This window comes from Aquirufa sp. TARAVU-A1A, from assembly GCF_054558675.1.
The window spans coordinates 85,866-100,935 of sequence record NZ_JBPXKP010000006.1; the positions used below are offsets into that span (position 1 = coordinate 85,866).

13 protein-coding genes are annotated in these 15,070 nt (G+C 43.6%); 9 read left to right on the forward strand and 4 right to left on the reverse strand.

The features are described 5' to 3' along the window. Positions 1-70 precede the first annotated feature (70 nt). Positions 71-1,831, forward strand: coding sequence for an acyl-CoA dehydrogenase (locus V7S75_RS09360; RefSeq protein ID WP_459513366.1), 1,761 nt, complete (start codon positions 71-73; stop codon positions 1,829-1,831). Between the two features lie 24 nt (positions 1,832-1,855). Then, complete coding sequence (locus V7S75_RS09365; RefSeq protein WP_459513368.1) at positions 1,856-3,799, forward strand: M1 family metallopeptidase; 1,944 nt, start codon at positions 1,856-1,858, stop codon at positions 3,797-3,799. 33 nt (positions 3,800-3,832) lie between these two features. On the opposite strand, the gene V7S75_RS09370 is transcribed toward V7S75_RS09365, so the two are convergent. The 4 genes from V7S75_RS09370 to hemA all read right to left on the reverse strand — a co-directional run bounded on the left by V7S75_RS09370 (position 3,833) and on the right by hemA (position 7,751). Continuing rightward, on the reverse strand, positions 3,833-4,693 hold the full coding sequence (locus tag V7S75_RS09370) for a prephenate dehydrogenase (RefSeq protein WP_459513370.1): 861 nt from the start codon (positions 4,691-4,693) through the stop codon (positions 3,833-3,835). Then, positions 4,683-5,858, reverse strand: a complete 1,176-nt coding sequence (locus V7S75_RS09375; RefSeq protein WP_459513372.1) for a pyridoxal phosphate-dependent aminotransferase — start codon at positions 5,856-5,858, stop codon at positions 4,683-4,685. Before V7S75_RS09375 ends, V7S75_RS09370 begins: the two co-directional genes overlap by 11 nt. Before the next feature lie 156 nt (positions 5,859-6,014). Next, a complete protein-coding gene (locus V7S75_RS09380) occupies positions 6,015-6,476 on the reverse strand; it encodes a regulatory protein RecX (RefSeq protein ID WP_459513374.1) in 462 nt (153 codons plus the stop codon). A gap of 3 nt (positions 6,477-6,479) precedes the next feature. Next, positions 6,480-7,751 (reverse strand): glutamyl-tRNA reductase, encoded by a 1,272-nt coding sequence (hemA, locus tag V7S75_RS09385; protein WP_459513376.1) that lies wholly within the window; start codon positions 7,749-7,751, stop codon positions 6,480-6,482. Positions 7,752-7,857: 106 nt separating this feature from the next. Between hemA and V7S75_RS09390 the strand changes: the two genes are divergently transcribed. The 7 genes from V7S75_RS09390 to V7S75_RS09420 are packed head-to-tail and all read left to right on the forward strand — an operon-like array spanning position 7,858 to position 14,981. Then, on the forward strand, positions 7,858-8,682 hold the full coding sequence (locus V7S75_RS09390) for an SDR family oxidoreductase (RefSeq protein WP_459513378.1): 825 nt from the start codon (positions 7,858-7,860) through the stop codon (positions 8,680-8,682). Beyond that, a complete protein-coding gene (locus V7S75_RS09395; protein WP_459513380.1) occupies positions 8,682-9,629 on the forward strand; it encodes a YheT family hydrolase in 948 nt (315 codons plus the stop codon). The genes V7S75_RS09390 and V7S75_RS09395 overlap by 1 nt, the downstream gene beginning before the upstream one ends. Before the next feature lie 12 nt (positions 9,630-9,641). Next, positions 9,642-11,552: a phosphoglycerate dehydrogenase gene (serA, locus tag V7S75_RS09400; protein WP_459513382.1), complete on the forward strand. Its 1,911-nt coding sequence runs from the start codon at positions 9,642-9,644 to the stop codon at positions 11,550-11,552. Between the two features lie 2 nt (positions 11,553-11,554). Further along, complete coding sequence (locus V7S75_RS09405) at positions 11,555-12,631, forward strand: aminotransferase class V-fold PLP-dependent enzyme (protein WP_459513384.1); 1,077 nt, start codon at positions 11,555-11,557, stop codon at positions 12,629-12,631. Between the two features lie 18 nt (positions 12,632-12,649). Next, on the forward strand, positions 12,650-13,645 hold the full coding sequence (locus V7S75_RS09410; protein ID WP_459513386.1) for a Gfo/Idh/MocA family protein: 996 nt from the start codon (positions 12,650-12,652) through the stop codon (positions 13,643-13,645). Further along, entirely contained in the window at positions 13,638-14,279 is a 642-nt protein-coding gene (locus V7S75_RS09415; RefSeq protein WP_459513388.1) for a GDSL-type esterase/lipase family protein, read from the forward strand. The genes V7S75_RS09410 and V7S75_RS09415 overlap by 8 nt, the downstream gene beginning before the upstream one ends. After that, complete coding sequence (locus tag V7S75_RS09420; protein WP_459513390.1) at positions 14,280-14,981, forward strand: NUDIX hydrolase; 702 nt, start codon at positions 14,280-14,282, stop codon at positions 14,979-14,981. Positions 14,982-15,070: the final 89 nt, after the last annotated feature.

Here is a 15,070-nt window from a genome sequence, read left to right on the forward strand (position 1 = left end):
AACACAATATAGTATGCTTGCATAATAGTTTTTTTCTCTGCAAATTTGCTTCCATCTAAACTGAAAAATTATGCCGAAAGAATACGACCGCCGCAACCTCGACTTCATTCTGAAAGAGGTTTTCAATTATGGTTCCTTGTGTCAATATCCCCGTTATGCGGATTATGCGCCCGACATGTTTGACATGGTCCTGGACTCAGCCGAACAAATCGCCGAACGCCATTTGCGCCCCCATTTTGTGGATGCGGATCGCAAACAAGCTGAATTAATAGATGGGACTGTTCAGGTGCATCATTCGGTAGAAGCCTATGTAAAAGAAATGGGCGAGTCAGGGATGATTGGAGCGACTTTTTCCTATGAAAAAGGAGGCCAGCAATTACCCTCCATCGTAGGAGGCGCGCATGAATTCATTCGTGGTGCGGCCAATAACTCCATCGTCATGTTTACAGGATTGAGTAATGGTGCGGCACATTTAATTGCCAGCTTTGGTTCAGAAGAGTTGAAGCAAGCATTTGTTCCTAACATGCTTGCCGGAAAATGGACAGGCACCATGTGTTTGACGGAACCTCAAGCAGGTAGTTCCTTGAACGATGTCAGCACCAGCGCGAAGGATTTAGGCAACGGGACCTATTCGGTTAAGGGTCAAAAAGTTTTCATTTCGGGTGGCGATAACCACTTTTCAGAAAATATTATTCACTTAGTTTTGGCGCGTTTGGAAGGCGCTCCCAAAGGGACGAAAGGGATTTCACTGTTTGTGGTTCCTAAGCGCCGACAAGAAAACGGGCAATGGGTTTCGAACGAGGTAACCTCGATGGGTCTTTACCATAAAATGGGCCAAAAAGCGACTCCAGCTTTACATCTTTCTTTTGGGGATAAAGGCGATTCCATTGGTTATTTGGTGGGTGAGCCCAACAAGGGTTTGATGTACATGTTTCAAATGATGAATGAAGCCCGTTTGGGTGTGGGCATGGGAGGTGCCTACATCGCTTCCGCTGCATATCATTTCTCCAAACAATATGCGTCTGAGCGTAGCCAAGGTAGAAAATTAACCAATAAAGATCCGGAGACTCCGCCGACTCTCATTCAAAATCACCCCGATGTACAACGCATGTTGTATTACCAAAAATCGATTGTAGAAGGCGCTATGGGTTTATTGTTCCAATGTTTTCTTTGGGAAGATTTATCCAAATGCCTGACAGGCGAAGACCAAAAAGAGGCTCAAATGCTCTTGGATTTGATGACGCCCGTTGCGAAAACTTATCCGGCCGAACAAGGAATCTTAGCGGTCAATCAAGGACTTCAAGTACTCGGAGGCTATGGGTACACGGAAGATTTTCCTTTGGAACAAATGGCACGCGATGTGCGTATTATGTCCATTTATGAAGGTACGACAGGTATCCACGGATTAACTTTGTTGGGTCGTGGCATTCCAAGCGAACAAGGAAAAGCGGTTCAGGCTTTGGTGAAATTGATTCAAGCGGATATTGCGCAAGGAATGACGAATGAAATCACGAAACCCTATGCGGAGATATTGGCGAATGAATTAGCTAGCCTCAATAAAGTAACCCTGCATAAATTGAGCAAAGCTGGACAGCCCGACATATTCTTAGCCGATTCAACGCTGTACATGGAATTGTTCGGATTGATCGTGGTGGCGTGGCAATGGTTGAAACAAGGAAATGTGGCCGCTAAAAATATAGATTCGGCGGAGAAATCGTTTTACCAAGACAAGATTCATACGATGAAGTTTTTCTACCATTACGAGGTGCCAAAGGCTTTGGGATTAACAAAACGTTTGCTTGATGACGAGATTTTAACCATTTTTGAATAATTATAGACTTTAACCTTCATCACGATGCTTAAAAAGCTTTTCGCCATTGGATTTATGTTTTGCTCTTTGCAAGCCATGGCCCAATACAATGCCTACGAATTATTTCATCCTTTATGGAATTATGGTCCAGTTTCACCCGCACGTTCAGCGGCCGGGGTGCCGGGTCCCAACTATTGGCAAAATGTTGCTGATTATAAAATATCAGCCTCGTTGGACGATACGAATCGCAAGATTTCTGGCGATGTTGAAATTACTTACAAGAATTACTCCCCAGATAAATTACCTTTCCTTTGGTTACAATTAGATCAAAACTCCTTCAATACGCAATCGCGTGGCGGTAAAACAACACCTGTATTAGGCGGACGTTTTGGGAATGTGGCTTTTGATGGAGGTTATAAAATTGAAAGTGTTTCGGTGGATGGAAAGCCGGCCAACTTTATTGTAGAAGACACACGGATGCAGATTCGCTTGGCTTCTCCGCTAGCTGAGAAAGCCGGTATCGCAAAAATCAAAATCGTTTATTCGTTCACTTCTCCTAAAAACGGTTCTGACCGCATGGGTATCCAAGAAACGAAGAACGGGGATATCTACACAGTGGCTCAGTGGTTTCCACGCATGTGTGTTTATGACGACATCGAGGGATGGAACGTGTTACCATATTTAGGTGCAGGTGAGTTCTATTTGGAATATGGAAATTTCGAATATTCCATCAACGTTCCTGCTTCACACATTGTCGTAGGTTCGGGTGAATTGTTGAATCCTTCTGAAGTGTACACGGCTGAGCAAATGAAGCGTTGGGCTGCAGCTAAAACGTCCGAAAAAACAGTCATTATCCGCTCGGCGGCTGAGGTGACGGATGCGGCGTCTCGACCAGCTAAAGATCGTTTGACATGGAAATTTGCTTGTAAAAATGCGCGCGATGTAGCCTTTGCTACGTCGAAAGCCTTCATTCAAGATGCGGCGATGATCAATTTGCCTAGCGGCAAAAAAGCAACTGCTGTTTCCGTTTATCCGATTGAATCAGATGGAGAAAAAGCTTGGGCTCGTTCCACAGAATATGTGAAAGCATCTATTGAACATTATTCAAACTGGTTATACGAATATAGCTATCCTGTGGCAACCAATGTGGCAGGTATCGTATCTGGAATGGAATACCCTGGGATCATTTTCTGTGGATTCCGCGATCAAACTGCTTCGTTATGGGGCGTGACAGATCACGAATTTGGCCATAACTGGTTCCCAATGATTGTTGGAAATAACGAGCGCAAATTCGCTTGGATGGATGAAGGATTTAATACGTTCATCAATTTCTATTCGACAGATGCTTTCAATAAAGGCGAATACAAGAATCAAAAGTATGATATGCATCAACTCGCTCCACGCATGTTCCGTGCGGAGGCTGATCCGATCATGTCTATTCCGGATGTTATTCAAGCTCGTAACTTAGGTTGGGAAGCTTACAACAAACCAGGGTTTGGTTTGCGCATCTTGCGTGAGAACATTTTAGGTGCTGATCGTTTCGATTATGCCTTCCGTCATTACATCAAAAACTGGGCATTCAAACATCCGACGCCACGTGATTTCTTCCGTGCGATGGAAGATGGTGCCGGTGAGGATTTAGGTTGGTTCTGGAAAGCCTGGTTCTACGAATTATGGAAGTTGGATCAATCAGTCAAAGATGTGGATTACATCGATCAAGATCCTGCCAAAGGTGCGTTGATCACGATCGAAAACTTGGATAAAATGGCCATGCCTGCCATTGTGGAAGTAGAGCTTGCCGGTGGAGCCAAAGAGCGTTTCAACTTCCCAGTGGAGATTTGGCAACGTGGAGGTTCTTGGACATTCAAGACTTCGACTAACTTACCAATTAAATCAGTGACGATCGATCCAGACCATGTCTTCCCAGACATCAATGGAAAAAATAATACCTGGAAGCCGATTGCCTACAAGGCACCGAAAGGCAACTAATAAAAAATGCCCCGATGAAAGTCGGGGCTTTTTTTAATGTTTATTCAGGATCCGACCGATGTCGTTCGCCTTCGCTAATTCCTCTTTCAGTTTATCATAACTTCCCGACAACATCAGGCCTTTATATTTCAATAGCGTATTGATGTATTCGTCCAAAACGTCCATCAAGTTATCTTGATTTTGATGGAAAATCTGTGACCAAGTTTCTGGCGATGATTTGGCCAAACGTACGGTTGATTCAAAACCCGTGGAGGCTAATTCGAAAATCCGTTCCTCGTTTTTCTCTTTTTCCAACACCGTATTCGCCAAAGCAAACGAACAAATATGTGAAATGTGCGAAATATACGCCGTGTGCACATCATGGTCAATCGAATCCATATAAATCAGATTCATGCCCAAACCATCCCGGTACAAACTTTCAATGGTCGCAACGGCTTCCGGAGCACTCAATTCCTTATCGCAAATCACGCCACGCTTTCCTTGAAACAAGCCTTCAACAGCCGCTTCCGGTCCCGAAAATTCGGTTCCAGCCATCGGGTGGGTTGATACAAATTGATTCCGTTTCGGGTGATTTTTAAGCGCCTCGTAGACCGGTGTTTTGGTAGAACCTACCTCAATGACAATTTGACCGGGTTTTAATCGGTCTAATACATTCGGAATAATTTGAACCAAAATATCCACTGGCGTTGCGCATACAAACACATCCACGCGTTCGATGGCTTCTTCCAAGGGTAATATTTCATCTACCAAACGCAAGGAAAGAGCCTTCGCTGCGTGAGCAGGATTCGCTTCAATTCCAATGAGTTCAGATGCCCAAGCAGAGCTGCGCAATGCTTTGGCAATGGAGCCTCCAATTAAACCGATACCTATAATGCCTACCTTCTTAGATTCCATTGCTGTGATTTTTGATGCGATCTATCGCCGTTTGAAATACGCCTTCTTTCGCACATAACGAAATCCGCACATAGCCGTTTCCTTGTGTTCCAAAAATTCCCCCCGGCGTGATAAATACCGCATTCTCGTCTAAAATTTTGTCGGAAAGCGCATAGCCCGACTCATAATCTGCCGGTATGCGTGCCCAGACAAACATGCCGGTTTGTGCCGGATCGTACACGCAATCCAATAGGTCCAATAATTCGAAAACCTTTTTCTGGCGGGATTGATAGATTTTATTTTGTTGGGCAAACCAGTGACCGTCTGCCGATAATGCCTTAACCGCTGCTTCTTGCAAAGGTAAAAACATCCCAGAATCCATGTTGGACTTGAATTTCAACACAGGATCTAATAATTCCTTCCGGCCGAATGCCGCACCGATGCGCCAACCAGCCATGTTGTGGGATTTGGACAATGAATTCAATTCGATGGCTACCTCCTTCATGCCCGGAACGGCCAACATGCTGATCGGGTTTTCGTTCAATATGAAACTGTAAGGATTGTCATTCACCAATAGAATTGAATGGCGAATGGCGAAATCCCGTAGTTTGGTAAAGAATGCCAAATCGGCCTTCGCACCCGTTGGCATATGTGGGTAATTAACCCACATGATTTTCACTTTCGATAAATCTTGTTTCTCTAAAGCATCTAAATCGGGTAACCATCCGTTTGCTTCTGTTAATTCATAAGCTTGTACCGTTGCTCCTGTCAGCGAACAGGCTGCTTGGTAAGTTGGGTAGCCTGGGTTTGGAATCAAAGTCACATCGCCCGCTTCTAAATATGCCATGGCAATGTGCATGATGCCCTCTTTGGAACCAATCAGGGGTAATATTTCATGCGCAGGATCCAATGTCACTCCGTAGTGCTTCGCATAAAATGCAGCAAAAGCCTCTCGTAACGCAGGAATTCCTTGATAACCTTGGTAGGCATGATTCGCAGGATTTGCTGCGGATAAAGTCAAGGCCTCAATGGTCTCCATGGAAGGAGCGAGGTCTGGACTACCAATGCCCAAGTTGATTACGGGAATGCCAGCGGCGCGTAAGGCAGCTATTTGCTTCAGTTTTGTGGAGAAATAATATTCCTCTACAGACTGTAAACGAGACGCGGGTGAAATGGAAAAGCTCATAAAATAAAAATGCCGACTCACAGGCCGGCGAAAATAAGTTAACATCAAAAACCTATCAAACCGGTTACGCGCAGACGTAATATCCTGCGTAATAATAACCTGCGTAATAAGTAGCTGATTTGAAATTCATGTCCCAAAGGTATGAAAAAAATGATTTTATGCAAATCCCTTCGGGAAAAGTCCCTTTAATACTTGGGAAACAAGTCCAGGTTCGAAACCTTTGGATAAACCAGTGCGGTAACACTTTTGGTATTTTTCAGTAGAAGTCCCAGTTTTCAAGGATTCCGCTTTTTTGCTCAATAAGGTTTTCAATGCTTCCGAATAGTCATCTTCCTCAATTTCATCCCAATGCGCTTGAATTTCGGAGTCCGAAATACCCTTCTTGCGTAGTTCGAACTGGATTTTGCTGCGTCCCCATTTCTTCTGGTTGAATTTTGATCGGATGAATAGTCCTACGAACCGACTTTCATTCAGGTAATTATTTTCTTGCAGCCACTGAATATAAATATCCGAATCAGCCAAAGGATCTAAGTCGTGAATTTTCTGTTTGATTTCTGAGATGCAGCGTTCCTGATAGGCGCAGTAGCGGGCCAATTTATTCAGTAATGCGCTGTCCATGGATTAGGATTCTTGCTCTTCGAATTGCTCGAGGTTGAATAAATCATTCAATACATCCACCATCGCATCTGAATCCCCACGTTTACAAGCAGCTTTCAAATGAATGATCGGTTGTTTGATGATTTTTTGTACCAAAGAAGCCGTGATTTTTTCTAATTTCTCAACTTCCTCTGCACTCAGTCCTTTTAGGTGGCGATTGATTTCCTCCTTACGGATTTGTTCCAAAGCACCTTTTAACTTGTGGATGGTTGGCGAAACTTCCATTTCCTTCGACCAATCATTAAAGCTATCAATGGATTCCGTAATGATATTCTTTACATCGGGAATCGAAGCCATGCGCAAAGCCAAAGCCTCATCCGCACGTTCTTTCAAGGAATCGATGTTATATAACAAGACACCAGATACTTTTTCTACACCATCCTCAACACTCCGAGGAACGGAAAGGTCAATGAAATACTTAAAGGACAGCAATTGCATAGCCTTTAATTTTTCTTGGGTGATAATAGGGGAATCTGTTCGAACCGAGGAGATGATAATATCAGCAGCCTCAACTTCCTTGCACATATCTTCAAACGGAGCTACCCGGAAATTTTTTCCTTGAGCGATCCGTTCAGCCTTTTCCAGCGTACGATTCATGACTGTTACCTCTGCGAAATCTTTGTCCTCGAAGTTTTTACAAACATCGATACCAATTTCACCTAGACCTAAGATAAGTACTTTCGGCGCGGCTAAAGCTTGGGATAATTCTTCCGCCAAAGCTACGGTTGCATAAGAAACTGACGCCGCTCCATCACGGAACGAAGTCTCTTGGGCAACACGTTTATTGGAATAAAAAATGGTATGCATTAAACGATGCAAATAGGGGCCAGCCATGTTGTGGTCTGCCGCTAATTGATACGCTTTTTTAATCTGATTCGGGATCTGTAAATCACCTACTACTTTGGATTGTAAGCCCGTAGCCACTTCAAACAGATGTTGCAATGACTCATTGGTTTCATCGCGTTGGATGAAATAATTTACAAATTCAGTCGTAATTGTTAACCCTTTTTCGATCAACAAAGCCTTAATCAAAGCTTCTGAAATATCTTCTTGGGTGGTGAAATAGAGTTCAGTTCTATTACAGGTAGAGACGATCAACAGTTCTTGCAAGCCGAAAAGGTCTTTGCATTTGAGTGTAAAAGCTTTGCTTTCATCCTCATTAAGGGCAACCATCTCACGAATGGTGAGTGGAGCACTGCGATGAGAAATACTGACTGACTTAAACGGTGTGATCATTAATAATTTTGGACTAAACTAGTTTACAAAAGTACAACGCAAAAATTAAAATTTGACAAGTCTTTGTAATAAAATCGTAATTTAGATAAAGTTTAATTAGAGCGACATGGACTTCAAAAACAAAACGGTTTTCATCACGGGTGCTTCCCGTGGAATTGGTTTGGCGATTGCTAAAAAACTTGCCTTAGAGGGTGCAAACGTTGTAATTGCAGCAAAAACTGCTGAGCCGCATCCCAAATTACAGGGCACGATTTACTCAGCTGCTACGGAAATTGAAGCATTAGGCGGGCGCGTTCTGCCCTGTGTTGTCGACATTCGTGACGAAAATCAGGTTTTAGAAGCAGTGAATAAAGCGGTTGAGACCTTCGGAGGAATCGATGTTTTGATTAATAATGCCTCTGCCATTCAGTTGACGGGTACCCTCGAAACCGAAATGAAGCGCTTCGATTTAATGCATGGGGTAAATGCCCGCGGCACCTATTTGGTTTCTCGCGCATGTCTTCCTCATTTACTGAAGTCAAATAATCCACATGTATTGACATTATCTCCGCCCTTGAATTTTGAGGCGCGCTGGTTCAAGCACCACGTGGCGTATTCGATGGCCAAATTCGGGATGTCATTGGTTACGTTAGGTATGTCTGCAGAGTTTGAGGGGAAAGTAGCTTTTAATTCCTTGTGGCCTCGTACGATTATCGCGACGGCGGCAATTGAATTTGCGGTAGGTAGCGCGGAGATGTTGAAATTAGCCCGAAAACCAGATATTATGGCGGATGCCTGTTTTGAGATATTAAAGCGTGATGCCAAGGTTTGCACGGGAAATTATTTTATTGATGATGTTGTGCTGGCGGAGGCGGGAGTAGCAGATTTTGCTCCCTATCAAGTAGATCCGACCGTTGATCCCAAATCATTAATCCCAGATTTCTTTATTTAATGCAAGCTTATCGCGCACCACTTTGGTTGCCGGATGGACATACCCAAAGCATTTATCCGGCTTTATTTCGAAAAATACCACTAACGCATTCGCAGAGTGAACGCATGGAATTGCCTGATGGCGATTTTTTGGATGTCGACTGGCACATGCGTTCAGAGGCTTTGCATGAAAAGCCTTTGTTAATTGTATCTCATGGTTTAGAGGGGAGTAGTCGGCGACATTATGTCACTGGACTCATACGTGCGATGCCGGAGGTTAATGCCTTGGCATGGAATTACCGAAGCTGTTCAGGAGATCCGAATCGGAATTTGCGATTTTATCACAGCGGGGCAACGGAAGATTTGGACTTTGTGATCCAACAGGCTGTTGCTCGGGGCGTGAAAGATATCTACTTGGCCGGCTTTAGTTTAGGCGGCAACTTAAGCCTAAAATGGTTGGGAGAAAATGGCAAAAAAGCATCGCAATTCGTTCGAAAAGCTGTAGCATTTTCTGTACCTTTGCATCTTTCCAGCAGTAGTCAGCAATTGACTCGCCGGGAAAACAGACTCTACACACATCGCTTCTTACAAACGCTATTAGAAAAAGTTACCGAAAAGTCGGCTCGATATCCTATGGATATTACGCCGTCTATGTTAACCTCTATTCGCAGTTTGTACGATTTTGACAATGTGATTACGGGTCCCTTGCATGGATTTAAGGATGCGGAGGATTATTATGAACGTAATAGTTCTTTGTATTTTTTAGCGGACATTCAGGTGCCAACTTTGATTGTGAACGCTAAGAATGATCCATTTTTATCGCAGGAGTGCTTGCCTGAGCAAATTGATTTGGATTTTGTCCAAATCGAATTACCCGATTCAGGAGGGCATTGCGGGTTTTATCCGAGGAATTATCGGGGACAAACTTGGGCTGAGCAAAGAGCCGCTGCATGGTTTAACGGAAATTGAAAATTGAATAACATGTCTAACAAAGAGCTTGAGCAATTAACCATTGTCATTGATTTTGACAGCACATTTACGAAAGTTGAAGGATTGGATGAGCTTGCGCGCATCGCCTTAGAAGGAAATCCCAAACAAGCAGAGATTGTTGGCAAAATTCGCGAAATCACCGATAAGGGAATGACGGGTGAATATTCATTTGCGGACTCGCTTCGGGAGCGTGTGGCTTTATTGCCTGCGAATCAATTACATGTAGATCAATTAATCGCCTTTTTAAAAGGAAAAATATCAGAATCTTTCAAACGAAATAAAGCTTTCATTCGTGAGCATGCGGATCGTATTTTGATTGTTTCGAGTGGATTTAAGGACTTTATCGTTCCGGTTGTTGCGGACATGGGAATCGCCGCTGAAAACGTACATGCGAATACTTTTACCTATGATGGCGAAGGAAATATTACGGGCTATGATCATACGAATTTATTGTCTCAAGATAAAGGTAAGGTTCGTTTGTTGCAGTCCTTGGCATTAGAAGGGGAGGTTTTTGTGATTGGGGATGGCTATACTGATTATGAATTACGTGAGGCGGGTTTAGCGAATAAATTCTTTGCCTTTACGGAAAACGTATCGCGCAAAGCGGTGACGGATAAGGCGGATTTCGTCGTACCATCGTTGGATGAATTTTTGTACATCAATGGCTTAAGTCGGGCGCAATCGTATCCTAAATCGCGTATCAAAGTTTTGTTATTAGAAAACGTACATCCGGCAGCCGTTGCTTTGTTTACCAAAGAAGGCTTCCAAGTGGAATTGTTAAAAGGGGCCTTGGACGAGGATGAATTGATTGAAAAAATCAAGGATGTGTCGATCATCGGTTTACGCTCGAAAACAAACTTGACGAAGAAAGTATTGGAACATCCGAATGCCGCGCGTTTGATGTGTGTGGGGGCATTTTGTATTGGGACGAACCAAATCGATTTGGCAGAATGTGAGAATCGCGGTATCGCTGTTTTCAATGCACCTTATTCTAATACGCGAAGTGTAGTAGAATTGTCTATCGGTTTGATGGTGATGCTAACGCGTAACATTTTCGAGAAATCAACCAAAATGCACGCAGGTGTTTGGGATAAATCGGCTACGAATTCATTTGAAATTCGCGGTAAGAAAATCGGTTTGGTAGGTTATGGAAACATTGGTACCCAGATTTCCGTGATCGCTGAGGCGCTGGGTATGGAAGTGTATTTCTATGACATCGTCGATAAATTAGCGTTAGGTAATGCGAAGAAATGTAATTCGATGAAAGAATTATTGTCGACCGTTGATTTTGTGAGCTTACACGTAGATGGTCGTAAATCGAATACCAACATCATCGGGAAGGAAGAGTTCTCTTGGATGAAGGACAATGTAATTTTCTTGAATCTTTCGCGTGGTCACGTAGTTGAAATTCCAGCTTTGGTGGACGCCATTAAATCGGGTAAGGTTTGGGGAACAGCAGTCGATGTATTCCCTTATGAGCCAAAAACGAACGATGAGGAATTTATCAATGAATTACGTGGCTTGCCGAATGTCATTTTGACGCCGCATATTGGTGGAAGTACAGAAGAAGCACAAGCGAATATTGGCGAATTTGTGCCGAATAAGTTGTTGCAATTCATAAACAATGGTAGCACCTATGGTTCGGTGAATTTCCCAGAATTGCAATTGCCTCCTTTGGAAAATGCACACCGTTTATTGCACATTCACCACAATGTTCCAGGAATTTTGGCGCAGATTAATAATGTGTTTGCGAAATACCATGTTAACATCATCGGTCAGTATTTAAAAACGACGGAGAAAACGGGTTATGTGATTACGGATGTGGCGAAGGAATACGCGGAGGATATCGTGAATGAATTGAAATTGATCGACAATACGATCAAATTTAGAATGTTATATTAATTATGAGCACATTTTTTACCCCAGGTCCGGCAGCTTTATTTCCTACGGTGGAGGCACATTATGCGGAGGCGTTTCGCCAAAACATCGGTTCCATTTCCCATCGTTCGGCGGCTTTTCGTAAGATTTACCAGCATGCCGATGAGCAATTGCGTGTTTTGTTTTCTTTGCCAAAAGAAACTGCAGTTTTGTTCACAGGTTCTGCGACGGAAATCTGGGAGCGTGCGATTATGAATACCGTGGAGCATGAAAGTTTTCACTTAGTGAATGGTTCATTCTCCAAGAAGTTTTACGATTTCTCTAAAGAACTTCACAAGTTTGCGCATGCGATGCACAAGCCTTTTGGCGAGGGTTTCGACGCTGCAGAAGTGGAGGTTCCAGAATATGCAGAATTGATTTGCTGCACAGCGAACGAAACAAGTTCGGGTGTTCAAATGAAGGCGGCCGAGATTCATAAAATCAAGAAGGCCAATAAAGATAAGTTGATGATTGTGGATATGGTGTCATCTGCGCCGTATACGAATTTGGATTTCAACTTAGTTGACTCGGCGATGTTTTCGGTACAAAAAGCCTTTGGGATGCCTGCTGGTTTAGGCGTTTGGTTGGCCAATGAAAAGATGCTTGAGAAATCTGAGCGAATGAAATTGCACGAAGGAATCGTGGGGACATATCATTCCTTGCCAAGTCTTTGGGAAAATTACAAGAAATTTGAAACGCCTGAAACGCCGAACGTGATGGGGATTTATGTGCTGGGGAAAGTTGCGGAAGATTTCAATAAGATAGGTGTGGATTTGATGCGCAAGGAAACGGATCGCAAAGCGAAAGCGCTATACGATTTTGCCTCGAAATCAGCGAATTTTGAAATCTTTGTTGAGAACCCGAACCATCGTTCAGCGACAGTCGTGGTCTTGAATTGCAAAGGATTGGCGGGAGATGTCATTAAGCAAGTGCAGGCAAAATCGGATATGATTTTGGGCTCGGGTTATGGCAAGATGAAAGAGACGCAGATTCGAATTGCGAATTTTCCTGCCGTGAATGAGGAGCAAGTACAAGCATTAATTGCTACATTAGGGTCTTTATAAGTACAATAGTCTAAACCTATGATTCAACCTGGAAAGCCCATTCGTTGGGGTATATTGGCGTGCGGCGGCATCGCAACAAAATTTGCGGATGATCTCGTCCATGCGAAACTCGGTTACTTAGCGGCAGTCTCATCGCGCGATTTAGGTCGGGCGGAGGCGTTTGCGGCGCAATACGGCGCTGATGTGAAAGCCTATGGCTCTTACGAGGCAATGTTGGCTAGTGGTCAAATTGATGTCGTTTATATAGCCTCGCCGCATGGATTGCATTATGATCATACGATGTTATGTTTGGAAGCTGGCGTCCCGGTTTTATGTGAAAAGGCTTTTGCGATTAATAGCAAGCAGGTTAATGCCATGATTGCCAAAGCGCGCGAAAAGAAACTCTTTTTAATGGAGGCCTTGTGGACGCGTTTTCATCCTTCGGTGGCGAAATTACAAGAAATCATTGCTTCGGGTGTCATCGGGGAAATTAAGCATGTAGTAGCTGACTTTGGATTCAAGGCTGAATACGATGAGGAGGCTCGTTGGTTTAATCCGCATTTGACGGGAGGATCTTTGTTGGACATTGGTATCTATCCTTTGTTTATTTCGAAATTATTGTTGGGCCAACCGCTGGAAATGAAGGCGACGGGCGTGATGGCGCCTTCGGGTGTGGATATGAATTGTTCGATTGCGACGAAATATGCCTCAGGTGCGACGGCGAGTTTGTTCTCGACATTTGCGGCGCAAACGGATACGACTTGTACGGTTTACGGAACATTAGGGAAGATTTACATGCATCCTCGTTTCCATGAAACGAAGGGGATGACGCTGACCATTTACGATGGAGAGGAAACGGTCTTTGAAACGGAACGCAAGGGTTGGGGGTATAGTTATGAGGCGGATGCGGTGCAGGAGGATTTGTGGGCCGGTCGGACCGAAAATGCTTGGATGTCACACCAGTTCAGTCAAGAATTGATGGGATTATTAGATGAAATACGTGCTCAAATCGGTTTAAAATATCCAAATGAATAAGATCATCATTGCTTTATTGCTTTTCGTAAGCACGAATTTGTTGGCGCAAAATCCTTTTGAAAAAGAGATTTTGGGCTACGAAAAACAAGATTCTTTAGCGATGCCAGCCAAAGGCCAGGTGTTGTTTATTGGGAGTTCAAGTTTCCGTTTGTGGAAGTCATTTGATGCCGACATGAAGGGCATGCCCGCTGCGTTTAATCGGGGATTTGGTGGGTCGACTTTAGCGGATGCCTTGTATTATTTTGATCGGATGGTCGTGAAATACCAACCGAAATGGGTGATTATGTACGAGGGAGATAATGATTTGGCGAAGGGTAAATTGCCTCAGGCGATTGCGGCTGAATACGTTGAATTCAAGGCTCGTTTGGCGAAGCAGGTTCCGGGGGCGAAATTGGTTTTCGTAGCTGCACGGCCAAGCTTAGCGCGTGTTTCCATCGTGGACAAGCAAAAGGAATTAAATGCCTTAATTAAGGCTAAAGGGGATTATTTTATTGATATGCATAGTCCATTTTATTTATCGGATGGGACTTTAATGCAAGATATTTTTGTGGCGGATAAACTGCATTTAAATGAAAAAGGCTACGTGATTTTTGCGAAGCAGATTCAGGATTTTATGCTTAAACACATTAAATAAATGGGAGTAGAAGCACAATGGTTGCCGGGAATTTCAGTGGATTGTGTGATTTTTGGATTTCATGAAAACCAACTGAAAGTTCTCTTATTGAAATTTAAAAAGAGCCCTGTTTGGGCTTTGGCAGGAGGTTTTGTGGGTTTGGAAGAAGATGTTGATCAAGCGGCTGCACGTATTTTGGAAGAGCGCACAGGCTTGACCGAAATTTATTTGGAGCAATTTTATACGTTTGGGGATTTGGCAAGGAATTACCGGGCAGTTGATGAACATCGCGACGTGAATAATGCGATGGGCGAATCATCAGATAAATTAGCATGGGTTGACCAGCGATTTGTAACGATTGGGTATTACGCCTTGGTGGACTATTCGAAAGTGGTGGTTAATCCATCAGGGGTTTCAGATGCATCCGAATGGATGGATGTTACCGCTTTACCCAAATTATTCCTAGATCATAATCGAATTGTTCTCAAGGCGCTTGAGTCTTTGCGACGTAGTTTAGATGAAAAATTAGTTGCTTTTGAGTTACTAGGTGACACGTTCACGATGTCGGAATTGCAAGTTGTTTACGAAACGATCTTGGGCAAACGCTTGGTTCGGACAAACTTTCAGCGGAAAATTTTGAGCTTGGATATTTTGGAGCGAATCGAGAAGAAATATACAGGTGGGGCGCATAAGGCACCCTATTTATATCGCCTAAAATCGTAGACTCGGATTCAGGCTTCTAAGCGGGGCCTTAGCTTTGGCAATCCTTTGAGGTTTGCCAAAGCTACGCGGGGAATATTCGTTTTCCTATT

Bases quoted from the DNA above. Each gene is read 5' to 3' on its own strand.
- V7S75_RS09395 (WP_459513380.1), top strand. From the start codon at position 8,682: ATGCAAGCTTATCGCGCACCACTTTGGTTGCCGGATGGACATACCCAA.
- V7S75_RS09380 (WP_459513374.1), bottom strand. From the start codon at position 6,476: ATGGACAGCGCATTACTGAATAAATTGGCCCGCTACTGCGCCTATCAG.
- hemA (WP_459513376.1), bottom strand. From the start codon at position 7,751: ATGATCACACCGTTTAAGTCAGTCAGTATTTCTCATCGCAGTGCTCCA.
- V7S75_RS09360 (WP_459513366.1), top strand. From the start codon at position 71: ATGCCGAAAGAATACGACCGCCGCAACCTCGACTTCATTCTGAAAGAG.
- V7S75_RS09415 (WP_459513388.1), top strand. From the start codon at position 13,638: ATGAATAAGATCATCATTGCTTTATTGCTTTTCGTAAGCACGAATTTG.
- V7S75_RS09370 (WP_459513370.1), bottom strand. From the start codon at position 4,693: ATGGAATCTAAGAAGGTAGGCATTATAGGTATCGGTTTAATTGGAGGC.
- V7S75_RS09405 (WP_459513384.1), top strand. From the start codon at position 11,555: ATGAGCACATTTTTTACCCCAGGTCCGGCAGCTTTATTTCCTACGGTG.
- V7S75_RS09410 (WP_459513386.1), top strand. From the start codon at position 12,650: ATGATTCAACCTGGAAAGCCCATTCGTTGGGGTATATTGGCGTGCGGC.
- serA (WP_459513382.1), top strand. From the start codon at position 9,642: ATGTCTAACAAAGAGCTTGAGCAATTAACCATTGTCATTGATTTTGAC.
- V7S75_RS09390 (WP_459513378.1), top strand. From the start codon at position 7,858: ATGGACTTCAAAAACAAAACGGTTTTCATCACGGGTGCTTCCCGTGGA.
- V7S75_RS09420 (WP_459513390.1), top strand. From the start codon at position 14,280: ATGGGAGTAGAAGCACAATGGTTGCCGGGAATTTCAGTGGATTGTGTG.
- V7S75_RS09375 (WP_459513372.1), bottom strand. From the start codon at position 5,858: ATGAGCTTTTCCATTTCACCCGCGTCTCGTTTACAGTCTGTAGAGGAA.
- V7S75_RS09365 (WP_459513368.1), top strand. From the start codon at position 1,856: ATGCTTAAAAAGCTTTTCGCCATTGGATTTATGTTTTGCTCTTTGCAA.